At 65.1% G+C, this 24,873-nt stretch carries 21 protein-coding genes; 6 read left to right on the top strand and 15 right to left on the bottom strand.

The genetic code is table 11. The annotated features are described in order from the left end of the window. The first annotated feature begins 28 nt into the window (after positions 1 to 28). Positions 29 to 550, top strand: a complete 522-nt coding sequence (locus ACTUWL_RS25905; protein WP_021078983.1) for a hypothetical protein — start codon at positions 29 to 31, stop codon at positions 548 to 550. Between the two features lie 53 nt (positions 551 to 603). Here the strand turns inward: ACTUWL_RS25905 and ACTUWL_RS25900 are convergent, their stop codons facing one another. The 5 genes from ACTUWL_RS25900 to ACTUWL_RS25880 form a co-directional block, all read right to left on the bottom strand. Then, positions 604 to 1,308 carry a substrate-binding domain-containing protein gene (locus ACTUWL_RS25900; RefSeq protein WP_021078984.1) on the bottom strand — a complete coding sequence of 235 codons (705 nt, stop codon included), beginning with the start codon at positions 1,306 to 1,308 and terminating at the stop codon, positions 604 to 606. Between the two features lie 17 nt (positions 1,309 to 1,325). After that, a complete protein-coding gene (locus tag ACTUWL_RS25895) occupies positions 1,326 to 2,120 on the bottom strand; it encodes a dienelactone hydrolase family protein (protein ID WP_021078985.1) in 795 nt (264 codons plus the stop codon). Positions 2,121 to 2,154: 34 nt separating this feature from the next. Next, complete coding sequence (gene fdhF / locus ACTUWL_RS25890) at positions 2,155 to 4,941, bottom strand: formate dehydrogenase subunit alpha (protein WP_021078986.1); 2,787 nt, start codon at positions 4,939 to 4,941, stop codon at positions 2,155 to 2,157. Positions 4,942 to 4,977: 36 nt separating this feature from the next. Then, positions 4,978 to 6,690: an NADH-ubiquinone oxidoreductase-F iron-sulfur binding region domain-containing protein gene (locus ACTUWL_RS25885; protein ID WP_021078987.1), complete on the bottom strand. Its 1,713-nt coding sequence runs from the start codon at positions 6,688 to 6,690 to the stop codon at positions 4,978 to 4,980. Between the two features lie 200 nt (positions 6,691 to 6,890). Further along, positions 6,891 to 8,144, bottom strand: coding sequence for a molybdopterin molybdotransferase MoeA (locus tag ACTUWL_RS25880; RefSeq protein WP_021078988.1), 1,254 nt, complete (start codon positions 8,142 to 8,144; stop codon positions 6,891 to 6,893). Positions 8,145 to 8,328: 184 nt separating this feature from the next. On the opposite strand from ACTUWL_RS25880, the gene ACTUWL_RS25875 reads away from it, so the two are divergent. Continuing rightward, complete coding sequence (locus ACTUWL_RS25875; RefSeq protein ID WP_021078989.1) at positions 8,329 to 9,213, top strand: formate dehydrogenase accessory sulfurtransferase FdhD; 885 nt, start codon at positions 8,329 to 8,331, stop codon at positions 9,211 to 9,213. Further along, complete coding sequence (gene mobA / locus ACTUWL_RS25870) at positions 9,206 to 9,823, top strand: molybdenum cofactor guanylyltransferase MobA (protein ID WP_021078990.1); 618 nt, start codon at positions 9,206 to 9,208, stop codon at positions 9,821 to 9,823. The genes ACTUWL_RS25875 and mobA overlap by 8 nt, the downstream gene beginning before the upstream one ends. Positions 9,824 to 9,835: 12 nt before the next feature. Here the strand turns inward: mobA and ACTUWL_RS25865 are convergent, their stop codons facing one another. Both ACTUWL_RS25865 and ACTUWL_RS25860 read right to left on the bottom strand, forming a co-directional pair. Next, entirely contained in the window at positions 9,836 to 10,024 is a 189-nt protein-coding gene (locus ACTUWL_RS25865; protein ID WP_021078991.1) for a hypothetical protein, read from the bottom strand. 190 nt (positions 10,025 to 10,214) lie between these two features. After that, entirely contained in the window at positions 10,215 to 11,774 is a 1,560-nt protein-coding gene (locus ACTUWL_RS25860) for a 2-isopropylmalate synthase (RefSeq protein WP_021078992.1), read from the bottom strand. A 745-nt stretch (positions 11,775 to 12,519) separates the two neighbouring features. Here ACTUWL_RS25860 and ACTUWL_RS25855 point away from each other — a divergent pair. The 3 genes from ACTUWL_RS25855 (at position 12,520) to ACTUWL_RS25845 (ending at position 16,761) form a co-directional block, all read left to right on the top strand. Further along, the gene (locus ACTUWL_RS25855) at positions 12,520 to 12,885 is read left to right on the top strand and encodes a nuclear transport factor 2 family protein (protein WP_106940158.1); all 366 of its coding nucleotides are present in this window, start codon (positions 12,520 to 12,522) and stop codon (positions 12,883 to 12,885) included. 172 nt (positions 12,886 to 13,057) lie between these two features. Continuing rightward, on the top strand, positions 13,058 to 14,140 hold the full coding sequence (locus tag ACTUWL_RS25850; protein WP_106940577.1) for an ISAs1 family transposase: 1,083 nt from the start codon (positions 13,058 to 13,060) through the stop codon (positions 14,138 to 14,140). Between the two features lie 413 nt (positions 14,141 to 14,553). Further along, positions 14,554 to 16,761 (top strand): spermine/spermidine synthase domain-containing protein, encoded by a 2,208-nt coding sequence (locus tag ACTUWL_RS25845; RefSeq protein WP_021082501.1) that lies wholly within the window; start codon positions 14,554 to 14,556, stop codon positions 16,759 to 16,761. Positions 16,762 to 16,956: 195 nt separating this feature from the next. Here the strand turns inward: ACTUWL_RS25845 and ACTUWL_RS25840 are convergent, their stop codons facing one another. The 8 genes from ACTUWL_RS25840 to ACTUWL_RS25805 form a co-directional block, all read right to left on the bottom strand. After that, complete coding sequence (locus tag ACTUWL_RS25840; RefSeq protein ID WP_106940577.1) at positions 16,957 to 18,039, bottom strand: ISAs1 family transposase; 1,083 nt, start codon at positions 18,037 to 18,039, stop codon at positions 16,957 to 16,959. A gap of 178 nt (positions 18,040 to 18,217) precedes the next feature. Beyond that, the gene (locus tag ACTUWL_RS25835) at positions 18,218 to 19,153 is read right to left on the bottom strand and encodes a polyphosphate kinase 2 family protein (protein ID WP_021077124.1); all 936 of its coding nucleotides are present in this window, start codon (positions 19,151 to 19,153) and stop codon (positions 18,218 to 18,220) included. Beyond that, the gene (locus ACTUWL_RS25830; protein WP_021077125.1) at positions 19,119 to 20,129 is read right to left on the bottom strand and encodes a branched-chain amino acid ABC transporter permease; all 1,011 of its coding nucleotides are present in this window, start codon (positions 20,127 to 20,129) and stop codon (positions 19,119 to 19,121) included. Before ACTUWL_RS25830 ends, ACTUWL_RS25835 begins: the two co-directional genes overlap by 35 nt. After that, entirely contained in the window at positions 20,126 to 21,007 is an 882-nt protein-coding gene (locus ACTUWL_RS25825; protein WP_021077126.1) for a branched-chain amino acid ABC transporter permease, read from the bottom strand. The genes ACTUWL_RS25830 and ACTUWL_RS25825 overlap by 4 nt, the downstream gene beginning before the upstream one ends. Positions 21,008 to 21,194: 187 nt before the next feature. Beyond that, positions 21,195 to 21,899 (bottom strand): ABC transporter ATP-binding protein, encoded by a 705-nt coding sequence (locus tag ACTUWL_RS25820; RefSeq protein WP_035650238.1) that lies wholly within the window; start codon positions 21,897 to 21,899, stop codon positions 21,195 to 21,197. A gap of 5 nt (positions 21,900 to 21,904) precedes the next feature. Continuing rightward, positions 21,905 to 22,678, bottom strand: a complete 774-nt coding sequence (locus tag ACTUWL_RS25815) for an ABC transporter ATP-binding protein (protein ID WP_021077128.1) — start codon at positions 22,676 to 22,678, stop codon at positions 21,905 to 21,907. A 331-nt stretch (positions 22,679 to 23,009) separates the two neighbouring features. Next, a complete protein-coding gene (locus tag ACTUWL_RS25810) occupies positions 23,010 to 23,711 on the bottom strand; it encodes an NUDIX hydrolase (RefSeq protein WP_021077129.1) in 702 nt (233 codons plus the stop codon). A 42-nt stretch (positions 23,712 to 23,753) separates the two neighbouring features. After that, positions 23,754 to 24,779: an ABC transporter substrate-binding protein gene (locus ACTUWL_RS25805; RefSeq protein ID WP_021077130.1), complete on the bottom strand. Its 1,026-nt coding sequence runs from the start codon at positions 24,777 to 24,779 to the stop codon at positions 23,754 to 23,756. Positions 24,780 to 24,873: the final 94 nt, after the last annotated feature.

Genomic DNA, 24,873 nt, shown 5'->3' with positions numbered 1-24,873 from the left:
TGCTGCCGAAGCGGATTAGGAAGCATAGGTGACCAATGATTCCGATCAGGCATGGCACCACCATGCGCCGACAAGCCCGATTCCTGCCGCTCGCCGCCGCTGGCCGTGGTTCCTGCTGGTCGTCGTCCTCGCCTGCGCCGGTGCCGGGGGCGTCTACGCTTGGCCCCAGATCGCACCGCTGGTTCCGTCGCTCGGCAACACGGCGGCCAGCGACAAGACGGCCGCAGGCGACAAGGAGACGTTGCCGGATCTGCTCGCGACCCAGCAGAAGCTCGAGGATGACATCGGGGCACTCAGCAAGTCGATGGCCGACCAGCAGGACCAGTTGAAGACCATCGTCGACCAGCTGGCGGCCCTGACGTCGAAGGTCGACGCGCTGCAGCGCCCGGGTTCGGCTCCGGTGCCGGCAGCGGCGATCACCGAGCAGCCGCATGCACCGGTCGCGCAGGCTGCGGCGAAGCCGCGAAAGCCGCCAGTTCGAGCGCCCAAACCATCTGGTCCGATTTCGACCGGGGGTGCGCCGCTCAACGTCGCACCCGGCGGTCGCTGAGCCGGCGTCTCGCATCAGTTCATGATCGATGCAGGCCTGTCCGCGGCGGCGGTCTAGTCGCGGGGCCGCTCCATGCCTGCCCGCCTGATGGCCGCGAGCAGCAGGTCGGTATCCGAGGAAAGAAACTCGATCAGGCGCCCGGCCGCTTCAGGGGCTGTCGAGTCGCCGACGATTGCGGCAGTGAAGGTTTGGACAAGCTGAAGATCAGCAGGCAGCAGACCCACGACCTCGATGCCGGTCTCCTGCACCAACTCGCTGGTCGGCCCGATCGAGAGATCAGCCCTGCCCGCGCGCAGCGCTTCGGCCGCCTCGGTGCCGCGCGCCTCGAGGGTGAGCGTCACCGTGTCCGGCAGGTTCAGCTTCGGGACGACCTGGTCGCGAACAAATCGTCCGCTGGTGCTGCTTGGCGCCACCACCCGGCCGGCGTCGATCAAGGCTTGCCTGAGCGCGGCAGCATTGCCGATGTCGGGCTTGGGCGAGCCGGCGCGAACTGCGGCAGCCAGCGGCGCCGTCGCGAGGCCCGATTCGGATCCCGCACGAATCCGGCCATCTTCGTGCAGCCCGCGCAGGCCCTCGCGCGACAGGATCACGACGTCCGCTTTGGCGCCGTGCGCAAGCTGGTGCCTGATGGTCTTCGGACCAATACCCTCCGACGCTCCTGATCCGGTTTCCACCTTGATGCCGGTGCTGCGCTCGAATTCAGGCAGCACCTCGCGGTAGACCGCAGCGAAGCCGCCCGAAATGATGACCTTGATCATGCGGGCGGCCGGTCCGGCTATTTCTGCAGGTTCGCGGCGAACAGCTTGGCTGCTTCGGCCTTGGATTCCTGATCGGCCTTGGCGTCGTATCGGAGCGGCAGGTTGAACTTCTTGCCGAGCTCGGTGGCCTCGGGGTTGGTGAACGCGTGCACGGCGCCGGGATATTCGATGATCCGGTAATCGGCCTTCGCCGCGTCGAAATCCTTCTTCAGCGCATCGTATTGCTCGCGCTTCACGAACGGGTCGTCGGCACCGTTCAGGATCAGGATCTTCGCCTTGACGGTGCCCGGCGCCGGCGCGGGAGTATTGAGGCCGAGAGATGCGTGGAAGCCGGCAACGGCCGCAAGATCAGCGCCGGTGCGCGCCATGTTCAGCACGACCGCGCCGCCGAAGCAGTAGCCGACGGCCCCGATCCGCTGCGGATTGACGGAAGGCTGCTTGGCGAGTTGCTCGCGCGCGGCGTTGAAGCGCTGCTCCATCACCTTCGGGTCCTTCATCACCGAGCCGGACAGCGCGCCTGCATCCTTAGGATTGTCGGCGGTCTTGGCGTCGCCATACATGTCCGCGATGAAGGCGACATAGCCCTGCTCCGCGAACTTCTTCGCCTCGTTGTGGATATGCGGGGTGATGCCCCACCATTCGTGCACCATGACGATGCCGGGCCGCTTGGCCTGCGTCGCGTCGTCATAGACCACGAAGCCCTTCATCGTGGTCTCGCCGTCGGTGTAGGTGACCGGCTCTTCCTTCACCGCCGCTTGCGCGCTCGCCATCATTGCGATGGCGCAAAGGGCTCCCAAGATGTTCGTTCGCATACCGATCTCCCTTTACCTTGCATATCCCGGATGGCTACTCCGCCGCCGTCCGGATATCGATCTTCTCGGCGCGGACCGCGCAGAACTTGAATTCGGGAATCTTGCCGAACGGATCGAGCGCCGGGTTGGTCAAGAGGTTCGCCGCCGCCTCCGCGTAGCAGAACGGCATGAACACCATGTTCTCGGGCACGTCGCGGTCGGCGCGCACCTTGACCTCGACCGCGCCACGGCGGGTTTCCAGGCGAATGAAGTCGCCGGGCACGAGCCCCTTCTTGCGCATGTCCTTCGGCGTCATGAACGCGACCGCCTCGGGCTCGATCTGGTCGAGCACCTGCGCGCGACGCGTCATCGAGCCGGTGTGCCAATGTTCGAGAACACGCCCGGTCGACAGCACCATCGGATACTCGTCGTCGGGCAGCTCGTCCGGCGGGATCACCTTGGCCGGCACGATCTTGCCGCGACCGCTTGCGGTCGGGAAGCCGGTCGTGAAGATGATCTCGTTGCCCGGCTTGTCGGGATCGTCGACTGGATAGGTCACCGCGCCCTCGCGAACCAGCCGCTCCCAGGTGATGTTCTTCAGCGACGGCATCAGCTCGGCCATCTCGGTGAAGACCTCGCCTGGCCCGGCATAATTCCAGGGCAGTCCCATCCGCTTGCCGATCTCCTGGATGATCCAGAGATCCTGCCGCGCATCGCCCGGCGGCTTGATCACCTCGCGCGCCAGCTGCACGCGGCGGTCGGTGTTGGTGAAGGAGCCGGACTTTTCGGCGAACGCCGAGGCCGGCAGGATGACGTCGGCGTGGAACGCGGTCTCGGTGACGAACAGGTCCTGCACGACGAGGTGATCGAGCTTGGCGAGCGCCTGTCGCGCGTGCTGCAGATCCGGATCGGACATCGCTGGATTTTCGCCCTCGACATACATGCCGTGGATTTCACCGGCGTGGATCGCGTTCATGATCTCGACGACGGTCAGCCCGCGCACCGGATCGAGCTGCTGCCCCCACAGTCTCTCGAAGGCACCGCGCATGTCGTCGCGGCCGACCGGCTGATAGTCCGGCAGGAACATCGGGATCAGGCCGGCGTCGGAGGCGCCCTGCACGTTGTTCTGGCCGCGCAGCGGATGCAGCCCGGTGCCGGGGCGGCCGACCTGGCCGGTGATCAGCGCCAGCGCGATCAGGCAGCGCGCATTGTCGGTGCCGTGGACGTGCTGGCTGATGCCCATGCCCCAGAAGATGATCGACGATTTGGCGCCGGCATAGGCGCGCGCGACCTCGCGCAGCGTCTCGGCGGGAATACCGCAGATCGGCGCCATGCGCTCCGGTGTGAACTCCTGGATTTTCGCCTTGAGGTCGTCATAGCCCTCGGTGTAGCCGGCGATGTACTGCTCGTCGGTGAGACCTTCAGTGATGATGGTGTGGATCATCGCGTTCAGCATCGCGACGTCGCTGCCGGGCTTGAAGGCGAGGTGCTGCGTGGCATGGCGCGACAGCGTCTGCCGTCGCGGGTCCATCACGTACAACTTGGCGCCGCGCTTGGCGGCGTTCTTGATGAAGGTCGCGGCGACCGGATGGTTCACGGTCGGATTGGCGCCGATCACCCAGATCACCTCGGCATCAGCGGCGGCTGCAAACGGCGCCGACACCGCGCCAGAGCTCAGTCCTTCGAACAGCGCCGCCACCGACGAGGCGTGGCACAGCCGCGTGCAGTGGTCGACATTGTTGGAGCCGAAGCCGGTGCGCACCAGCTTCTGGAACAGATAGGCCTCTTCATTGGAGCCCTTGGCCGAACCGAACCCGGCGAGTGCCTTGGCACCCTTCTCGTCGCGGATTTTTAGCAAACCCGCGGCGGCAAGATCGAGCGCTTCTTCCCACGATGCTTCGCGGAAATGGGTGTAGGGATTGGCCGGATCGACCTGGTCGTTGGCGTCCTTCTTGACGCCGGGCAGCCGTACCAGCGGCTTGGTCAGGCGATTGGGGTGATGGATGTAGTCGAAGCCGAAGCGGCCCTTGACGCAGAGCCGGTTGTGATTGGCAGGCCCATCGCGGCCTTCCGCGTAGATCACCTTCTCGTCCTTGACCTCGTAGGTGACCTGGCATCCGACGCCGCAATACGGGCACAACGAGTCCACCTTGCGGTCGGGCCAGGTGACGCGGGTCTGCTTGTCGTCGAGCATCACGGCCGGCATCAGCGCGCCGGTCGGACAGGCCTGCACGCACTCGCCGCAGGCGACGCAGGTCGATTCGCCCATCGGATCGTCGAAGTCGAACACGATCTTCGAATCGTGATTGCGATAAGCCATGCCGATCACGTCGTTGACCTGCACCTCACGGCACGCCCGCACGCACAGCCCGCACTGGATGCAGGCATCGAGATTGACGCGCATCGCCGGGTGGCTGGTGTCGGCCTGCCAACGCTCGGCCGCCGGGAATCGGCTTTCGGTGACGCCGGTCTTCTCGGCCCAGTGCCAGAATTTCGAGTCCGGATCGTGCGAAGTCTCGCGCGCCGGCTGATCGGCGACGAGCAACTCCATCACCATCTTCTGCGCCGCGACCGCGCGTTGGCTCGCCGACTTCACCTTCATGCCGACCGCAGGCGTGCGCTTGCAAGACGCTGCCAGCACGCGCTCGCCCTCGATCTCGACCATGCAGGCGCGGCAATTGCCGTCCGGCCGATAATCAGGCGCGGGCGAATAGCAGAGATGCGGGATCTCGGTGCCCTGACGCTTGGCGACCTGCCAGATGGTTTCGCCGGCCCGCGCTTCGACTTGCTGCCCGTCGAGCTCGAACTTGATCGTCTGGCCGGAGTTCTGATGGTTGCTCATTCGAATCCTCGTCGAAATTCGCCCTGCCCGGCCCGCCTATTCGGCGGCTTGCTGCGGACGAAAGCCGTCCGGAAAATACTTGATCACTGATGTCAGCGGATTGGAGGCGGCCTGACCGAGGCCGCAAATCGACGCATCGCGCATCGCCTGGCTCAACTGGTCGAGCAGTTCCTTGTCCCAGACCGGTCGCTGCATCAGCAGCGCCGCCTTCTCGGTCCCGGCGCGGCAGGGCGTGCATTGCCCGCAGCTCTCATCCTCGAAGAACTTCATCAGGTTCAGCGCGGCCTCCCTGACGTCATCAGCCTGCGAGAGCACGACGACGGCGGCCGAACCGATGAAGCAGCCGTATTTCTCCAGCGTGCCGAAATCGAGCGGGATGTCATCCATCGAGGCCGGCAGGATGCCGCCGGATGCACCGCCCGGCAGATAGGCCTGCAAGGTGTGGCCGTCGGCCATGCCGCCGCAGAACTCGTCGATCAGTTCGCGCAAGGTGATGCCGGCGGGCGCGAGCTTGACGCCGGGATCCTTGACGCGTCCAGACACCGAGAAGCTGCGCAGGCCGTGGCGTTCGTTGCGGCCGTGGCTCTTCCACCAGTCGGCGCCCTTCTCGACGATGTCGCGCACCCACCACAACGTCTCGATGTTGTTGATCAGCGTCGGCAGGCCGAACAGCCCGACCTGGAACGGATATGGCGGCTTGTGCCGCGGCAGGCCGCGCTTGCCCTCGATCGATTCCAGCAGCGAGGATTCCTCGCCGCAGATATAGGCGCCGGCGCCGCGCCGCAGATGCAGGGTCGGACCACCGGGCGGAAGCTTTGCGATCTCGCGCTCGAGGATCTCGCGGCAGGCCGGGTATTCGTCGCGGATATAGATGTAGACGTCCGGCGCCTCCACCACGTGCGCGCCGATCAGCATGCCCTCGAGGAAGCGATGCGGATCGGTCTCGAGATAATAGCGGTCCTTGAAGGTGCCGGGCTCGCCCTCGTCGCCGTTGACGGCCATCAGCCGCGGCCCGGGTTCGCCGAGCACGGCGCGCCATTTGCGGCCGGTCGGGAAACCGGCGCCGCCGAGACCGCGCAGCGAGGCATCGTCGAGCGCCTTCAGCAGGTCTTCGCGCGGCAGCACGCCTGAGCGCAGCCGCGCCAGCAGTTGGTATCCGCCGCCCGTAACATAGGCGTCGTAGTCGACGTAGGGCGGCAGATGCACATGGGTATCGCCGCTCTTCGCCGCCGCGAGCACATTGGTGACGGTCGCATGATCGACGAAGTTGTGGCCGACCTCTGCAGCAGGCGCGGTGTCGCAGCGGCCGACGCACGGTGCACGCACCACGCGGATGCCGGGGCCGGCGCGGGACTGAAGATCCTTCAACAGCTGCTCGCCGCCGAGCATCGCGCAGGTCAGCGAATCGCAGACGCGCACAGTGAGCGGCGCGATGTCAGGCTCGCCCTCCTTCACGATGTCGAAATGCGCGTAGAAGGTCGCGGTCTCGAACACTTCGGCGAATGACAGCTTCATCTCGTCGGCGAGCGCGGCCAGATGCGCCGCCGAGATCTGATGGTACTTGTCCTGGATCAGATGCAGGTACTCGATCAGGAGGTCGCGCCGGCGCGGCCGGTCAGAGAGCAGCGCCTCGATCTCATGCGCGGCGGCAGGGTCGACCTGGCGTCCCTTGGGCGTGGCTTTCGCCCGCTTTCGGCCGGCTCCGGGATGCTCGAACGCGCGAACCTTGTGAACGTCGTCTCCGCTCATGAAACCCGCCTTGGAACCTCTGGCTCTTGCACAAACCGCGCTTGTTGCACCAACTCTATTCTCTGGCATGCCACAGGCAAGCATATTTAGAACGCCTCCAGCGGCGTCGGGTTGCCGCGCAGGTCGTTGTTAATGTTTGCCTATCGAGCGATCTGATTTTCCAATCGCGCGATCGCCCGACCCGCGCGATCTCGACCGCGTCACAGCAGATCGGCGTAGCCGAGGAAGCCGACGGTATCGCCCGGCTCGACCCGCACGACGGTCTCGCCGAGTTCGACCAGTCCATCCGTCTCGACCAGCGACGACAGCAGGCCGGCCCCTTCGCGAGGAAACTTGGTCGCCTCCAGCGCACCATCCGCCGCCCGCCGCAGCGAAACGCGGACATATTCGCGCCTGCCGCTCTTCTTCTTGTAGCTGAAGGCGGCGCGGATCGGCAGCGGCAGCAGCGGAGCCGGCACCGCGCCCGAGAGCGCCAGCACGGTCGGCCGCACTACATGGACAAAGGTGACGAAGCTCGCCACGGGATTGCCGGGCAAGCCGATCAGCGGCGTGCCGTCGATGATGCCCATCGCCACCGGACGGCCCGGCTTGATCGCCATCCGCCACAGCACCAGCGAGCCGGCCTGCTCGATGCCGGCCTTGACGTGGTCCTCTTCGCCGGTCGAGACGCCGCCGGTGGTCAGGATCAGGTCAAAGCTGCGTGCGACCTGCTTGAGCGCCGCAGCGAGTTCGGCCCGCTCGTCGCGCAGGATGCCGAGATCGCCGACCTCGCAGCCGAGCCGCCGTAACATCGCCATCAGCATGAAGCGGTTGGAATCATAGAGCTGCGCTTCGGCACGCGCACTCCCCGGCGCGGCCAGCTCGTCTCCGGTGGAGAACACCCCGACCCGCAGCCTTCGCACCACATCGAGCGTGCTCAACCCGAACGCCGCGGCGACGGCGATGTCCTGCGGGCGCAGGCGCCGGCCCGATGCCAACGCGACAGCACCGCGCGCAATGTCCTCGCCGGCCGGCCGCACATTGGCGCCGGGCTTCAGGCCGGGCGGCAGGATCACATTGCCGGCGTCGTCGATCCGCACGTCCTCCTGCATGAACACGGTATCGGTGCCGCCGGGCATCGGCGCGCCAGTGAAGATCCGCACCGCCTGGCCGGGCCGTGCGGGCTGTGCCGGCGCACCCGCCTGCACGCGTCCGGCGACCGGAAATGCGCGCTCGCCATCCGTCGGCAGGTCCGCACCCGATACCGCATAACCGTCGACGGCGGAGTTCATGAATGGCGGCAGCGGCAGAGGCGCGGCAATGTCGCCGGCCAGGATACGTCCGTCGGCATCCACCAGCGCAACGGCCTCGGTCTCGCCGACCGGCTTGACGCGCGCGGCGATGATCGCGACGGCCTCGTCGACCGACATCATCGGCCCGCCGAATGCGAAGCAGTCGTCGGAAAGCTGCGCCATCGTCTCTCTCAATCCTCGGCCATCGACAGGATGTGTTCAAGCCGGATCGCCAATTGCGGCGTGATCTCTAAAGCCGGACCATCAGTGGCAGTTCCGGCGGAGCGGCGGAAAGTGGCCAGTCCATCTCCGATCGTGCTTATATCCCCAGCTCCATTGCCGTGTGAACCCATCGGGACTGCGACCTGTGACCACGAAAACCACCGCTCCCATCATTGTTCCAGACCCGGACGATCCGCGGCTGACGGAGCGCGTGGTCGGCGTCGACCAGACCGGCGCGCGGACCGAGATCAAGGTGCCGGTCGAGCGGCCGCTCACGCTATACCTCAACGCGCAGGAGATCGTCACGATGATGACGATCAACGACTATCCCGAATACCTCGCGCTCGGATATCTGCTGAACCAGAACATGCTCAAATATGACGACGTCGTCACCGAGGTCGAATATGACGACGATCTCGAGGTCGTCGTGGTGCGCACCGCGCACCACACCAATTTCGAGGCGAAGCTGAAGAAGCGCACGCAGACCTCGGGCTGCGCCCAGGGAACGGCGTTCGGCGACCTGCTCGAAGCCGTCGAGAAGGTCGCGCTGCCGAAGGCCGAACTGCGAACGTCCTGGCTCTACCGGATGACGCACACCATCAACACGATGCCGTCGCTGTATCTGGAAGCGGGCGCCATCCACGGCTGCGTGCTGTGCAAGGAGAGCACGCCGGTGTGCTACACCGAGGACGTCGGCCGGCACAACGCCGTCGACAAGATCGCGGGCTGGATCTACCGCCACAATGTCGATCCGGCCGACAAGATCCTCTACACCACCGGGCGGCTGACCTCGGAGATGGTGATCAAGACGGTCCGGATGGGCATCCCGATCCTGGTCTCGCGCTCCGGGTTCACGGCATGGGGCGTCGATCTGGCGCGGCAGGTCGGATTGACGCTGGTCGGGCGCGCGCGCGGCAAGCGCTTCATCGCGCTGTCCGGCCAGGAGCGGATCGTCTACGACCAGAACCTCGACTATGTCGAAGAGGAATCGATGCGTCACAAGCGCAAGGGCGAGACCGACAATGACTGACATTCCCGGCGTGCTGCTGGCCGGCGGCCTCGCGCGGCGGATGGGCGGCGGCGACAAGCCGATGCGCCAGATCGCGGGCCGCACCATCCTGCAACGGGTGATCGACCGACTCGCGCCGCAATGCAGCGGGCTGATCATCAACGCCAATGGCGATCCCGCGCGGTTCGCCGCGTTCGGCTTTCCGGTCGTAGCCGACGATGTCGTCGATTTTCCCGGTCCCCTCGCCGGCATCCTCGCCGCACTCGACTGGACCGCGGCCAACCGGCCGGATGCGAAATGGGTGCTGAGCGCGGCGGGCGACTGTCCGTTTCTTCCGCGCGATCTCGTCGCACGCCTGGAGCAGGCGCGCGCCGCCGAGAATGCCGAGCTCGCAGTCGCCTCATCCGGCGGCCAGACCCATCCGGTGATCGGCCTCTGGAGCGTGCGCCTGCGGAACGAATTGCGCCATGCGCTGGTCGAGGAGGATGTGCGCAAGATCGATCGCTGGACCGCGCGCTATCCGCTGGCAACGGTCGAATGGCCGACCGAGCCGCTGGATCCGTTCTTCAACGCCAACACCGTTGAAGACATCGCGGAAGCCGATCGTCTCGCCGCGCTGGACGGCGGATAGGCGGCTGCGTGCCTAGCCGGTGAAGCTCACACCGCTGAGGTTGCCGCCGGCGTCATATGTAAAGGTCCATCCCCATGCCGTGGTGGATCCACCTCTTGCGTCAATCACGTTCTCGCTGACATGATTCTGGTCCCACTTCATGCCGCCCGCGACGTCATCCAGCTGATCGAGGCTCAGTTCGGTTGCGTTGAGATTCGCCATCGCCGTTGCTCCTGTTTGAGACTGCGGCGGAGGCTTACGTCGATTGGATTTGAGCTACCGTGACGTGGGTCACATCATCGCGGGTGGACGACTGGAGAAGCCGCTGCGTTCGTCAATCCGCCCTGCAATCCCTCCAAACAAAACGCGGCGCCGAAGCGCCGCGTCTCAACTTGCCGATCGTGCCTGTCCGTCAGCTCGCGGCGGCCGCCGGCTCGTCGCGCTGGCGCTTCATCACGATCTTGTTCAGCGCGCCGAGATAGGCCTTGGCGGACGCGACCAGCGTGTCCGGATCGGCCGCGCGCGCGGTCATCGAGCGGCCTTCATGCGCCAGGCGCACCGAGACCTCGGCCTGCGCGTCGGTGCCTTCGGTCACCGCGTGGACCTGATACAGCTCCAGCTTGGCCTCGTGCGGCACCAGGCGCTTGATGCAGTTGAAGACGGCATCGACCGGGCCGTTGCCCTCGGCCTCTTCGATCTTGATCTGGCCGTCGACGTCGAGCTTCATGGTCGCGCGCTGCGGGCCATGGGTGCCGGCGATCACGGTCAGCGAGGTCAGCTTGATGCGGTCGTGGGCGGCCGCCATCTCCTGGTCGACCAGCGCCTCGATGTCCTCGTCGTAGATGTCCTTCTTGCGGTCGGCCAGCGCCTTCATCCGCGTAAAGGCATCCTCCAGCTGGTTGGCGCCAAGCTTGTAGCCCATCTCCTCCAGCTTGTGGATGAAGGCATGGCGGCCGGAATGCTTGCCCAGCACCAGCGAGGACTGCTTCAGGCCGACCATCTCGGGCCGCATGATCTCGTAGGTCGAGGCGTCCTTCAGCACGCCGTCCTGATGGATGCCGCTCTCATGGGCGAAGGCGTTACGGCCGACGATCGCCTTGTTGTACTGCACCGGGAACGAGGTCGCGGCCGATACCACCTTGGAGGCGCGGGTCAGCTGCGTGGTGTCGATCTTGTTCCAGTACGGAAACTTGTCGTTGCGCACGTTGATCGCCATCACGATCTCTTCCAGCGCGGCGTTGCCGGCGCGCTCGCCGATGCCGTTGACGGTGCACTCGACCTGCCGCGCGCCGCCGACGATGCCGGCCAGCGAGTTGGCGACCGCCATGCCGAGGTCGTTGTGGCAATGCACCGAGAAGATCGCCTTGTCGGAGTTCGGCACCCGCTCGATCAGCGTCCGCATGAAGTGGGTGTATTCCTCCGGCACCGTGTAGCCGACGGTGTCGGGGATGTTCACCGTGGTGGCGCCGGCCTTGATCACGGCTTCGACGATCCGGCACAGATAGTCCATCTCGCTGCGGGTGCCGTCCTCGGCCGACCATTCGACGTCGTCGATCTGGTTGCGGGCGCGGGCGACCATCGCGACCGAGGTCTCGATGACCTGCTCGGGGGTCTTGTTCAACTTCACGCGCATATGCAGCGGCGAGGTCGCGATCACGGTGTGGACGCGGCCGCGGCGGGCGAACTTGACGGCTTCGGCGCAGCGGTCGATGTCGGCCGGATGGGCGCGGGACAGGCCCGCGATCACCGAGTTCTTGGAGCGGCGGGCGATCTCGCTGACCGCCTGGAAGTCGCCTTCCGAGGTGATCGGGAAGCCGGCCTCGATGACGTCGACGCCCATGTCGTCCAGCAGTTCGGCGACCTCGAGCTTCTCCTCGAAGGTCATGGTGGCGCCGGGGCACTGCTCGCCGTCGCGCAAGGTGGTGTCGAAAATGATGACGCGGTCCTTTTCGGACTTATCAGCGGTGGCCATGTCAGAAATTCCTTTGAGCTTTTGCGCCCGTCATTGCTGCTTGAGCGATTGGTTGGGCGATTATCAGGGTCCGGTGATCTCGTACAAACCCCTGAGTGCCCAGGCACAGATGCCCAGCCGGCCCTCAGGGGCAGGTAAGAAGCAGGCCGCCAATAAGCAGGGTGGGCCGCGCGGCCGGGATCGTGGCGGTAGCCTGGGCCACCTCCCCCGAAATCCCATCGATTTGGCCGCGAATCAGCATTGCCAGACCCTGTTGAGCGCCAAAACCCTCGGTCAAAACCATTGACGGTTGGTTGCCGGGACGCGCTTTGCGCCGTCGTTCTAGACGATTATGGCAAGCCGCCGCAATGGGTAAAGATGGTCAGGGGGATTGACCTAACGTGGCGAGACAGCTTGGCGCATCAGGGACGCGAAAGCGGGGGGCTCTCCTCCCCTCGGGCGACCGCCGCAGCCACGCTTGGCCAAATCTCGCAAAACAACCCCATGCAAAGGGGAGCGGGCGGCCGCCGGCGTTGGACAAGGCACTTGACGCGTCGGGCAACTCACGGCTACATTTCTAATATTCCGAAATCATTCAAGCGCCTCGCATCGGACCCCAGCAAGGCGAGCCGAGCCCAACCGGTGGGCTCACCTCACATCGGCCAGCGATATAGCGCGGGTTGCGCCGCAGCCGCGCCGCATTGCAGACCTCGAAGCATGGTCGGACACTGGCGCGTCGCGCGATCCGGCAAAGGGGCCGGCGGTGATGAGGTCCGATTCCGGCCAGCACGTCCCGCCGCGCCGACCTGGATCGAACCGATCAATCAGCCCCGGAGATATCGCGCTCGATCACACCGATCACATGATCGGCGCGGAGGCGATCGCCCGCTTCATCTCGACCGAGATGCACCGCCCGTTCTCCGAGATCGACATCGCGTTCCGCGCGGTTCATGCCGACGGCGACAGCGTCATCGTCGAGGAACGCATGCGCGCCACGCTGCCCGGCGGCCGGACTTACGACAACGACTACTGCTTCGTGGTCGAGGTCGAGGTCGGCCGCATCAAGCAGGTGCGCGAATACATGGACACGCGCAAGGGCTGGCAGATGGTGTTCGGAGAAGCTGCGGCGTGAAGCGTGCTGGGCGCGCTCCGGCGCAGTTGCATGCACACGTAAGGGACGCACCAGCGGGCGGGTTCCCTCCCCCCTTGCGGGGTAGGGGAATCGCATATGGCGATGGAGGGGTGTTGCCAAGCGGTTGGAACTGGATTCTTTGGGTGTCTCTCGCTTCCCGAGGGAGACCAGAATGCGCCAACTCAAGCGCCTGCTTCGACCACTCAAGGACCCCCGCGCCAGCAACGTGCGGCACGATCTGGTGGAGATCATCGTCATCGCCTTGGCGGCGACACTGGCCGGCGCCAAGACCTGCACCGAGTTCGAGTTCTTCGGCAAAGGCCGAGAGGAGCTGTTGCAGCGGTTCCTGGAGCTCAGATCCGGCATCCCCAGCCACGATACGTTCAGCAACGTCTTCCGTGCTCTGGACCCGAAGGGGTTGGAAGCGATTTTGCGCAAGCTCAGCAAGGGCTTCGGCATCAAGGGCGTGGTCAGCATCGACGGCAAGGCGTTGCGCGGCGCCTTCATGCGTGGGCGGCAATCCACACCGCTGCATATGGTCAATGTCTGGGCGGCAGGCACACGCATGGCGCTGGCTCAAAGGAAGGCCCCCAATCGCAACGAGGTTGCCGGCGTTCTCGAAGTCCTCGCCTCGCTCGATCTGGACGGCGCTCTTGTCACTGCCGACGCCTTGCATTGCCGGCCCGATGTCGCGCAAGCCATCCGCGACCGGAAGGGCCACTACGTTCTGGCCATCAAGAGCAATCGCGGCCGGCTCTTCAAGGCCGCCAAGGCGTTGCTCGACACCGCCCGACGGCCTGCGCGAGCAAGCCAGCGAAGAACCGCCGCCCACGATCGCATCGAGCGCCGGCAAGCCATCATCGTGCCGGCACCGCAATTGGCGAAGCAACATGGCTTCCCCGCTATCGTCGCGGTCGGCCGCATCGACAGCTGGCGCGCAACTGCCGGCAAGCCTGCCAAGCGGACGGCCCGATACTTTCTGGCTTCGCGGCGGCTGCCAGCCAAGAAGCTGCTCGACGTCGTCCGCGCCCACTGGAGCATCGAGAACAACCTGCACTGGGTTCTCGACGTTCTGTTCGACGAGGACGCTTGCCGCAGCCGCAAGGACCACGCCCCGGAGAACCTTGCCGTCATCCGCAAGCTCGCCATCAACGCCCTGCAAGCCACGCCAGGTCCAGCGCGAACCAGCCACAAAATGCTCCAGGCAAGATGGAGCAACGACTTCCTTCTCACCGTCCTGGCCCATATGCGATAGCCCTACCTTGCGGGGGAGGGTTAGGGAGAGGGGTGGCCACACGGAGACTCTCTCGACTTTTTGCAACGACGCACGATCAAGATTGCAGACGCAACGCTTCGCCTCGATGACCTTCGCCCGGGGCTCACCCCTCTCCCCACCCTCCCCCGCAAGGGGGGAGGGAGCCGCCGAGGGTGCTCACCTCACGTTCGCAGGCAGACTGAACACGCTGAGCGGCGTAGTCACACGTGCGCCGGGACGCGCACCGCGAAAACCCTTCCTACACCATGACATCAGGCATGATCTCGACCGGCGACAACCATCGCGCGTGCGCGGCCGCCGAAGTCAATCTTTGCTCAACGGGTTGCCTTTAGGGTGCCGGCGGCGGCCGGATGTTAGGGCGCGACCTGTTTGGTTAAGGAGATATAGCGATCATGCCCGCGACGAACGTGGCCGAAGGGCCCAATCAGCGACAAGCCGGCTTCAATCTCTTCCTCGTCGGCTTCCTGATCCTGTTCCTCGAGCTGGCCTGCATCCGCTGGTTCTCGGCCAAGGTCGTCTTCCTGCAATTCTTCACCAATATCGTGCTGCTGGCGGCCTTCCTTGGCATGTCCTGCGGCTGCCTTGCCGCGCGGCGGACCACCAACTGGCTTGCGCTGTTTCCGGGGCTCGCGCTCGTGACCTTCGCCGCCGTGGCCACGATCATGGTGCTGTATTTCCAGTGGGGCGAGTTCGCAGTCGACGTCGGCCATCAGGCCTCGCCGCAGGAGGTGTTCTTCGGCACCGAATATCGCAACCCGGATCTCGCCAAATTCGTGGTGCCGATCGAGGCGATCGCCGGGCTGTTCTTCGTGCTGATCGCGCTGATGTTCGTCGGCCTCGGCCAGACGCTCGGCCGCGCCTTCGATGCCTACCCGAACCGCGTCGCCGGCTATTCGCTCAATATCGGCGGCAGCCTGGCGGGCATCGTGGGGTTCTCGCTGCTGTCGTTCGCACAGGCGCCGCCGGTGGTCTGGTTCGGCATCAGCTGCGCCGGCATCGCCTATCTGCTCTATCAGGACAAGGCGCTGTCGCTGCTGCGCCTCGTGACGATCATCTTCGTGGTCGGATTTACCGGATTCTACACCGATCGTTCCGGCAACCATGACATCCGCTGGTCGCCTTACTACGCCGTCGACCTCAACAAGAAGAGCGGCGAAATCACCGTCAACAGCATCGGCCATCAGGAAATGATGCCGTTCAGCGAACGCGGCTCGTCCTATTCGCTGATCCATTTGCTGCAGCAGCACAGCGGCGGCGCGCCGTTCAAGGACGTCATGATCATCGGCGCCGGCTCCGGCAACGACCTGGCGCACGCCTTGCGCTTCGGCGTGGAGCGCGTCGATGCGGTCGAGATCGATCCCGCGATCCAGGACATCGGCATCCACAACCATCCCGACAAGCCCTATCAGGACCCGCGGGTGGTGCCGCATCTCGACGACGGCCGGCATTTCCTGCGCACCACCGAACGCAAATACGATCTCGTGGTGTATGCGCTGGTCGACTCGCTGATCCTGCACAGCGGTTATGCCAACATCCGTCTCGAAAGCTACCTGTTCACCGAACAGGCGTTCCAGGACGTCCGCCGTGTGCTGAAGCAGGACGGCATCTTCGTGATGTACAACTACTACCGCCAGGGCTGGATCGTGCAGCGCGTCGCCGAGATGGCCAAGCAGGTGTTCGGCTGCGATCCGCTGGTGCTGCCGCTGCCCTACAAGGAAACCCTGACGTCATCGGAAGCGGTCGGCTTCACCACCATCATCGCGGGCTGCAATCCCCGCATCTCCACCGCGTTCCGCGACCGCGGCAAGTTCTGGCTGAACAGCATTCCGCCGGAGAACCTCGCGGTCGACGGTTTCGACAAGCCGCAGGAGAAAGCCAAAGACAAGGCAACCACGCAGCGCGGCGACTGGGTGCCGCTGGCGCCGGCGAAATTGGTGGTCGACAATGAAGGCGCCAGGCAATCGACCAGCGACGACTGGCCGTTCCTCTATGTCAGCGGGCGGCTGATCCCCGACCTCACCGTTCGCTCGATGATCCTGCTCGGCGTGCTCGGGCTCGGCCTCGTCTATCTGTTCAAGCCGAAGGGCGCCTGGCGGCCGAACAACCGGATGTTCTTCCTCGGCGCGGCCTTCATGCTGCTCGAGACCAAGGCGGTGGTGCAGATGGCACTGCTGTTCGGCAGCACCTGGCTGGTCAACTCGGCGGTGTTCTTCACCGCGCTGCTGCTGATCCTCGCCGCCAATCTGTATGTGATCAAGGTGCCGTCCACCCGGCTGGTGCGGCACTATGCCGGGCTGCTGCTGCTGCTCGCGGTCTCGGTGCTGGTGCCGCTCGACACCTTCCTGAGCGGCGGCATTGTCTGGCGCTACGTGATCCCGTGCGCGCTGGCGCTCGGCCCGATGTTCTTCGCCGGCGTGATCTTCGCCCGCACCTTCCGCGACGAGGCCAATCCCGACCAGGCGTTCGGATCCAACATCGCGGGCTCCGTGATCGGCGGCCTCGCCGAGTCGTGCTCGACCCTGCTCGGCTTCCGCTATCTCCTGATCGTGGCGATCGGCTTTTACCTCTTGTCCGCCTGGATGCCCTCGCGCAAGGGCTAGCGTGGGGCGAGTAAGGGACGCAACAGCAGAAGGGTTCCCTCCCCCCTTGCGGGGTAGGGTTAGGGAGAGGGGTACCACACGGGGACTCTCTCGATTTGTCTTTCGACGACGCGATCAAGATTGCAAAGGCAACACTTCGCCTCGATGATCTCGCCCGGGGCCACCCCTCTCCCCACCCTCCCCCGCAAGGTAGGGCTATCGCATATGGGCCAGGACGGTGAGAAGGAAGTCGTTGCTCCATCTTGCCTGGAGCATTTTGTGGCTGGTTCGCGCTGGACCTGGCGTGGCTTGCAGGGCGTTGATGGCGAGCTTGCGGATGACGGCAAGGTTCTCCGGGGCGTGGTCCTTGCGGCTGCGGCAAGCGTCCTCGTCGAACAGAACGTCGAGAACCCAGTGCAGGTTGTTCTCGATGCTCCAGTGGGCGCGGACGACGTCGAGCAGCTTCTTGGCTGGCAGCCGCCGCGAAGCCAGAAAGTATCGGGCCGTCCGCTTGGCAGGCTTGCCGGCAGTTGCGCGCCAGCTGTCGATGCGGCCGACCGCGACGATAGCGGGGAAGCCATGTTGCTTCGCCAATTGCGGTGCCGGCACGATGATGGCTTGCCGGCGCTCGATGCGATCGTGGGCGGCGGTTCTTCGCTGGCTTGCTCGCGCAGGCCGTCGGGCGGTGTCGAGCAACGCCTTGGCGGCCTTGAAGAGCCGGCCGCGATTGCTCTTGATGGCCAGAACGTAGTGGCCCTTCCGGTCGCGGATGGCTTGCGCGACATCGGGCCGGCAATGCAAGGCGTCGGCAGTGACAAGAGCGCCGTCCAGATCGAGCGAGGCGAGGACTTCGAGAACGCCGGCAACCTCGTTGCGATTGGGGGCCTTCCTTTGAGCCAGCGCCATGCGTGTGCCTGCCGCCCAGACATTGACCATATGCAGCGGTGTGGATTGCCGCCCACGCATGAAGGCGCCGCGCAACGCCTTGCCGTCGATGCTGACCACGCCCTTGATGCCGAAGCCCTTGCTGAGCTTGCGCAAAATCGCTTCCAACCCCTTCGGGTCCAGAGCACGGAAGACGTTGCTGAACGTATCGTGGCTGGGGATGCCGGATCTGAGCTCCAGGAACCGCTGCAACAGCTCCTCTCGGCCTTTGCCGAAGAACTCGAACTCGGTGCAGGTCTTGGCGCCGGCCAGTGTCGCCGCCAAGGCGATGACGATGATCTCCACCAGATCGTGCCGCACGTTGCTGGCGCGGGGGTCCTTGAGTGGTCGAAGCAGGCGCTTGAGTTGGCGCATTCTGGTCTCCCTCGGGAAGCGAGAGACACCCAAAGAATCCAGTTCCAACCGCTTGGCAACACCCCTCCATCGCCATATGCGATTCCCCTACCCCGCAAGGGGGGAGGGAGCCGGACGAGTGTGCTTACCTTACGTGGCGGGGCACGAGCGCGAGAAAAACGCCGCCGCTTTTCACGTCCTACTTCGCCTTCTTCTCCGCCGCGCCGCCCTTGCCTTCGGCTTCCAGCGCCGCGCGGATGTGCTTGAACTCGCTCAGATCGGCCTTGCCGACCACGGGGAATTTCAGATCGAGCCGGTCGAGCGCGCTCACGATGGTCGAGCCGATCACGGCACGGGCGAACCATTTGTGGTCGGCCGGCACGATGTGCCAGGGCGCGTCCCTGGTCGCGGTGTGGTGGATCATGTCCTGGTAGGCGGCCTGGTATTTGGCCCAAAGCTGCCGCTCGGAAATGTCGGCCATCGAGAACTTCCAGTACTTGGCCGGCTCCTCGAGCCGGTCGAGGAAGCGCCGGCGCTGCTCCTCCTTGGAGACGTGCAGGAAGAACTTCAGGATCATGGTGCCGTTGCGCGACAGATAGCGCTCGATCGCGGAGATGTCCTCGAAGCGCTCGCGCCAGATGTTCTTGGTCACCAGCTTCTTCGGTATCTTCTGCTTGTCCAGCACCTCGGGATGCACCCGCACCACGAGGCACTCCTCATAATAGGAGCGATTGAAGATGCCGATGCGGCCCCGCTCCGGCAGCGCGATCATCGCGCGCCACATGTAGTCGTGGTCGAGCTCGCGGGTCGAGGGCTGCTTGAAGGAGGAGACCTCGCAGCCCTGCGGATTGACGCCCTCGAACACGCTCTTGATCGCTGAATCCTTGCCGGCGGCATCCATGCCCTGGAAGATCAGCAACAGCGACCAGCGGTCCTGGGCGTAGAGCTTCTCCTGGAAATCGTTGAGCCGCTTGCGGTTGGCCTCGATGATCTTGCCGCCGGCGTCCTTGTCGATGCCGCCCTTCTCGGCGGTCGGGTACGACTTGAGGTGAAATTCGCCACTCCCGTCGAAACGGAACGGCGCAACGAAGGGTTTCAGTTCATCGGCGAGCGATGGGGACGGTTTGTTGTTCATGACCTCTCGGCGGCTTGCGTGGCGATTTGATCCGGTCGATCACGCTACCAAGAATGCCCTTGGGCAGGAAGATGATGAACAGCACCAGCAGGACGCCATAGACCAGGTTGTCCCAGCCGACCGCCTTGGTGCCGAACGAGATCCGCAGCACCTCGGCCAGCACGATGGTGATGACGGCGCCGACCGTCGGCCCGAGCGCGACATAGACGCCGCCGACGATCGCCGCGAACACCATCTGCAGGGAGACCGCAATCCCGCTCACCGTGTCGGGCGAGATGAACATCTGGTACTGGCAATACAGCGCCCCCGAAAGCGCGGTCATCAGCGCGCTGATCAGCGTGATCTTGAGCTTTTCGGCGGTGACATTGACGCCGGCCGCGGCAGCCGCGTCCTCATCCTCCGAGATCGCCTCCATGGCGTGGCGGATCATGCTGCGGTCGATCGCGCGCCAGATCACGAGGCCGAAGGCCCAGACCGCAAGCGCGATCAGGTACCAGGTGATCTTGTCGTCGAATTGCAGCGCGAACAGCCCCTTGCCGCTCGGCGCGCGTTGCGGCGTGTAGCCGAGCGAGCCGCCGGTATAATCGCGGGTCGCGGTGATGACCTGCAACACGATGCCCGACAGCGCGAGCGTCACCAGCACGAAATAGTGCCCCGTGATGCGGAAGCGGAAGCAGGGATAGGCGACGACGAGCGCGAGCCCGCCCGCGGTCGCCATGCTCAGGGGAATCCCGATCCAGGGCGACAGCCCGAGATGGTTCCAGAGCAACGCGGTGACATAGGCGCCGATCCCCATGAAGCCGCCATGGCCGAGCGAGACCAGGCCGAAGCGGCCCATGATCGACCACGAGGTGTAGGCGAACGACCAGATCAGGATCAGCACCAGGAGATGCAAATGATAGGGATCGCGGTGCACGAAGGGCAGCGCGACGAGCACGAGGAGTGCAATGATCCAGCCGGCAGCCTGCCTGCTCACGAGCGCCTCGCGAGCAGGCCCGCAGGCCGGATGAACATCATGACGATGAAGAAGGCGAAGGCCAGCACGTAGCCCCATTCGAGATCGGAGAACAGGCCGCCGAGCGAGATGATCTCGGCGAACACGAAGGCGGCGACGAACCCGCCGATGAAATTGCCGAGGCCGCCGAGCACGCAGATCAGGAAGGTGATCGGCCCGAACGACAGGCCGACGAACGGATGCACGTCGTATTGCAGCACCAGAAGGCAGGCCGCGAGGCCGGCGAGCCCGCCGCCGATCGCCGAGGTGACGAGATAGATGCGCTTGGGATCGACGCCCATCAGTGGCATGATCTGACGGTCCTGTGCGATGGCGCGGATCGCGGTGCCGGTGAAGGTGCGGGTCAGGAACAGATAGACGCCGATCATGCCGGCCAGCGCCGCGGCAAACGACAGCAGCCGGGCGTAGCTGAAATTCATCTCGCCGAGCGCCAGCACCGGCAGGCGGATGCCGAGATTCTTGAAGTCGATGCCGAAGGCGACGGTGGCAAAGCTTTGCAGGATGAACAGCACGCCGCCGGTGGCGAGCAGCTGGTTGATCGGCGGCGCGGTCAGCAAGGGCGCAATGACGAGGAAATGCAGCGCGGCGCCGAGCAACGCCACCAAGAGGATGACGAGCGGCGCGGCGGCCCAGTATGGCAGATGGAACACCTGTACGAGATAGTACATGCCGTACATCCCGATCATCACGAGCTCCGCATAGCAGATCCAGGTGACGTCGATGACGCCGAAGATGAGGTTGAGCCCGAGCGCGAGCAGCGCCAGCACGCCGCCGAGCAGAATGCCGTTGATGACGGCCTCCAGCAGGTAGATGTCGAAGATGTCGAGGAAGGATTGCATGGCTGCCTCTCTCTTACCTCTCCCCGTCGGGGAGAGGTCGGCGCGGAGCGCCGGGTGAGGGCAACAGGTCCCACGAGAGAGCGTGCCCCCTCACCCGGATCGCATCTGGCGATGCGATCCGACCTCTCCCACAGGGGGAGAGGTGAACCGCCGATGCCGCAACACTTTCCGATATTGTCAGCACGTCCTACACCCCCAAATACGCCTGCTTGATGGTGTCACTTGCCGCGAGTTCCGCCGCCGTGCCGGCGGCGCGGATCGTGCCGGCCTCCAGCAGATAGGCGCGGTCGACCACGCGCAGCACCTGCTGCACGTTCTGCTCGACGATCAACACCGTCAGCCCTGCGGCGCGGATGCGCTTGACCAGCTCGAACACCTGCTGCACCACGACCGGCGCGAGGCCGGCCGACGGCTCGTCGAGCAGCAGCAGTTTCGGGTTCGACATCAGCGCGCGGCCGATCGCGCACATCTGCTGCTCGCCGCCCGACATGGTGCCGGCCATCTGCTGCAGGCGCTCCTTGAGGCGCGGGAACAGCTCGAACACGAAGTCGAGCCGCTCGGCGTAATGCGCGCGGGCGCCTTGCATGTAGGCGCCCATCTTCAGATTGTCGGCCACCGTGAGCCGCGGAAACAGCCGGCGATTTTCAGGCACATGCGCGATGCCGAGACTGACGATGCGATGCGCAGGCGTCGCGACGACGTCGGTGCCCTGCATCGTGATGGAGCCCCTGACCGGGCGGATCAGGCCGGAGATCACGCGCATCAGGGTGGTCTTGCCGGCGCCGTTCGGGCCGATCACGCCGACCGCCTCGCCCGCCCTGACGTCAAGGTTGACGTCGAACAAAGCCTGGAAGCTGCCATAGCCCGCATCGATCGATTTCAGCTCCAGCATGCGGCTCACGCCCCGATCCGGCGGCGCGCCTGCGCCGCGGCCGCCGCCGCAAGGCTCGCATCCGCATCGGTGCCGAGATAGACCTCGATCACGCGGGCATCGCCGGCGATGTCGGCCGGCAGGCCTTCGGCGATCTTCTCGCCGTGATCGAGCACCATGACGCGGTCGACCACGCGCATCAACACGCCCATGATGTGCTCGACCCAGATGATGGTGATGCCGAGCTCGTCGCGGATCCGGCGCAGCATGTCGGCAGCCTGGTCCATCTCGGCCTCGTCGAGCCCGCCGAGACTTTCGTCGGCGAGCAGGAGTTTCGGCCCAGTGGCGAGCGCCTTTGCCAGCTCGAGCTTCTTCAGGCCGGCGGCGCCCAGACCCTCGACGCTGCTGTGCCGATCGGTCGGCAGGCCGACCATCGCAAGCGCCCGCTCGGCCGCCGCCTCCGCCTTGCTGCGGCTGTGGCGGCCCTGGCCGTAGAAGCCGGCGAGCGCGACATTCTCGAAAATGCTGAGGCGATGGAACGGCCGCGGGATCTGGAAGGTACGGCCGATGCCGCCGACGATGATCCGGTGCGGCGCGAGCCCCGCGATCTCGCGGCCGTCGAACAGGATCGAGCCCGAGGTCGGCGGCAAGGTGCCCGACAGCATGTTGAAGATCGTGCTCTTGCCCGAACCGTTCGGGCCGATCAGGCCGAGGATCTCGCCCTGCTCGACGCGGAACGACACGTTGTTGACGGCTCGAAAGCCGCCAAACCGCTTGACCAGGCCTTCGACGGCGAGCACGGCGATCCCTTTCGCAGCGCGATGAGCCGGCGCCTATCGGCGATGCCGACGTGTCGCAACACGCCGACGCGCAGCCTTGGTGACCCGCATGAATCCCTCCCGGAGATTGTGCACTGCATTTTTTGTTGTCTTGCCGCCCTATCACAGGGGGAGCGGCGGATGATGTCAAGCGCGATGGCTGCGGACGTACGGCGCCAGGTGCTTACGTACAGAGCCGCATCCACCTTGCCCTCCCGGGCAAGCACGCGCGATCCGCTGTCGGGATGGCGGACTTCCGTTCAATAATGCCGTGGAGGTCGAGATGATCGTTGAAGCGGCCGAGTGATCACCATTACTCCGACAATTGCGTCTCGATGAACGCGGTGACGAAGCGCGGCATTGCCGCGGTGAGATCGGCGCGGCTGCGCACCAGATGGATGCCGACAAGCTCGGGATTTTCCTGGCGTGCGAGGTTGGACTCGATCTTTGTCCGCAGCGCGTCAGCAGGCATGTCGACGCGCAGAATCCGCATCATCGCGAGCGCAACCCCGGTGTAGATGCAGTGCCAGTCGGCGTCGCCGCGGCAATCCGACGGCTTGAGCCCGGTCTCCTCCTCGAGCTCGCGCATCACGCTGCCGGCGATATCCACCGTCTCGCCCCTGATGTCGTCGAGATCGGGCGTACCGGAGGGAAAATAGATCCGTCCGGCATTCGCAGTCCGCTCGCCCATCACCCCGCACACGAAGGCGCCGTCGCTCGAGAGCAGCGCGCCCATGCCGAAGCCGTTGAAGACCTCCTTGTCCGGAAAGCCCCAATCACGCCAGGCGAGGAAGCTTGCGAAGTCGGTCTCGAAATAGCTCGCGCTGAGCCGCTCACCGGCAAACACCGGATCGCGCCCGAGCAGGACGCGGCCGTTCCACAGGTTCGGGTTCAGCCGCTGCTGCTCGGCGAAATGCGTGTCGATCTCGGCGCGCCGCTGGTCCGCGAACGGCCAGGGACGCCGCTGCAGCGCGAGGTCCAGCGCGGTGACGCGGCAAATCAGCGGAGACTGCATGTCGCTCACCACGCACTCATTCCGGCATGATCTTCGTGCAAATTACTTCGCGCTTCCGGTCGTCTTCTTCACCTGATCGACGAACCTGTTGGTGTAGGTCTTGGTGACGTCGATGCCGGCCTTCGCGACCTCGGGCGAGCCCTCGCTGAACACCGCGAGAACGGCTTCGGCGCCCTTCGGGTCCATCTTGCCGGTTTCCGAGTACATCGGGATCGTGTTCTTCAGCGCGGCCAGATATTGCTCCTTGTTCTTGCCGACGAGGTCTTCCGGCATCTTGGCCATGATGTCTTCGGCGGAATGCGAGTGGATCCAGCCGAGCGTCGCCATGATCGCATTGGTCAACGCCTGCACTTCCTTCTCATGGCCGTTGACCCAGGCGGTGGTCGAATAGAGCGCGCCGCCCGGATACTCGCCGCCGAACACCGCAAGCGTGTCGTGCTGGGTGCGGGTGTCGCTGAGGATCTTGAGGTCCTTGTAGCTGCCTTGCAGCACCGTGACGGAGGGATCGAGCATCACGGCGGCGTCGATCTGGCCCTGCTCCATCGCGGCCACCGCGGTGGCGCCGAGGCCGACGCCGATCACGGCGGTGCCGGCCGGATCGAGGCCGTTCTTCTTCAACAGATATTTCAGGAAGAAGTCGGTCGAGGAGCCCGGCGCGCTGACGCCGACCTTCTTGCCGACGAGATCCTTAACCGAGCTGATCTCGCCGGTGTGCTTCGGTGACACGACCAGCACGAGGCCGGGATAGCGGTCATAGACCACGAAGGCCTGCATCTCCTGCTTCTTGGCGGCAATATTGACGCAATGGTCGAAATAGCCGGAGACGACGTCGGCGCTGCCGCCGAGCACGGCCTTCAGCGCGTCCGAGCCACCCTTGAGGTCGACCAGTTCGACCGCAAGCCCGGCCTTGTCATATTCGCCAAGCTGCTTGGCCAGCACGGTGGGCAGGTAGCACAGGCAGGCGCCGCCCCCGACCGCGATGGTGATCTTGCTTTGCGCCGCGGCAAGGCCCGTGGACAGGGTCAGCGCCAGCAGCGTTCCGGCAAGTGTGCCAAGCAGTTTCTTCATGACGTCCTCCGTTCGATTGGCCGGCAAGATAGAGGAGCAGGCGCGCCTTGAGAAGGCGACTTTCCAGGTGCTGGCCAAGCCTGTGGCCACGGCA

The sequence above is a fragment of the Bradyrhizobium sp. WCU1 genome (genome assembly GCF_053474805.1).
The sequence above is the reverse complement of the archived record's forward strand: the minus strand, read 5'-3'. Positions and strand labels throughout refer to the sequence as shown.

What these genes read in the sequence shown, in the direction of transcription:
- ACTUWL_RS25900 (WP_021078984.1), bottom strand. Translation starts at nt 1,308, where the DNA reads ATGATCAAGGTCATCATTTCGGGCGGCTTCGCTGCGGTCTACCGCGAG.
- ACTUWL_RS25895 (WP_021078985.1), bottom strand. Translation starts at nt 2,120, where the DNA reads ATGCGAACGAACATCTTGGGAGCCCTTTGCGCCATCGCAATGATGGCG.
- fdhF (WP_021078986.1), bottom strand. Translation starts at nt 4,941, where the DNA reads ATGAGCAACCATCAGAACTCCGGCCAGACGATCAAGTTCGAGCTCGAC.
- ACTUWL_RS25885 (WP_021078987.1), bottom strand. Translation starts at nt 6,690, where the DNA reads ATGAGCGGAGACGACGTTCACAAGGTTCGCGCGTTCGAGCATCCCGGA.
- ACTUWL_RS25880 (WP_021078988.1), bottom strand. Translation starts at nt 8,144, where the DNA reads ATGGCGCAGCTTTCCGACGACTGCTTCGCATTCGGCGGGCCGATGATG.
- mobA (WP_021078990.1), top strand. Translation starts at nt 9,206, where the DNA reads ATGACTGACATTCCCGGCGTGCTGCTGGCCGGCGGCCTCGCGCGGCGG.
- ACTUWL_RS25865 (WP_021078991.1), bottom strand. Translation starts at nt 10,024, where the DNA reads ATGGCGAATCTCAACGCAACCGAACTGAGCCTCGATCAGCTGGATGAC.
- ACTUWL_RS25860 (WP_021078992.1), bottom strand. Translation starts at nt 11,774, where the DNA reads ATGGCCACCGCTGATAAGTCCGAAAAGGACCGCGTCATCATTTTCGAC.
- ACTUWL_RS25855 (WP_106940158.1), top strand. Translation starts at nt 12,520, where the DNA reads ATGAGGTCCGATTCCGGCCAGCACGTCCCGCCGCGCCGACCTGGATCG.
- ACTUWL_RS25850 (WP_106940577.1), top strand. Translation starts at nt 13,058, where the DNA reads ATGCGCCAACTCAAGCGCCTGCTTCGACCACTCAAGGACCCCCGCGCC.
- ACTUWL_RS25845 (WP_021082501.1), top strand. Translation starts at nt 14,554, where the DNA reads ATGCCCGCGACGAACGTGGCCGAAGGGCCCAATCAGCGACAAGCCGGC.
- ACTUWL_RS25840 (WP_106940577.1), bottom strand. Translation starts at nt 18,039, where the DNA reads ATGCGCCAACTCAAGCGCCTGCTTCGACCACTCAAGGACCCCCGCGCC.
- ACTUWL_RS25835 (WP_021077124.1), bottom strand. Translation starts at nt 19,153, where the DNA reads ATGAACAACAAACCGTCCCCATCGCTCGCCGATGAACTGAAACCCTTC.
- ACTUWL_RS25825 (WP_021077126.1), bottom strand. Translation starts at nt 21,007, where the DNA reads ATGCAATCCTTCCTCGACATCTTCGACATCTACCTGCTGGAGGCCGTC.
- ACTUWL_RS25820 (WP_035650238.1), bottom strand. Translation starts at nt 21,899, where the DNA reads ATGCTGGAGCTGAAATCGATCGATGCGGGCTATGGCAGCTTCCAGGCT.
- ACTUWL_RS25810 (WP_021077129.1), bottom strand. Translation starts at nt 23,711, where the DNA reads ATGCAGTCTCCGCTGATTTGCCGCGTCACCGCGCTGGACCTCGCGCTG.
- ACTUWL_RS25805 (WP_021077130.1), bottom strand. Translation starts at nt 24,779, where the DNA reads ATGAAGAAACTGCTTGGCACACTTGCCGGAACGCTGCTGGCGCTGACC.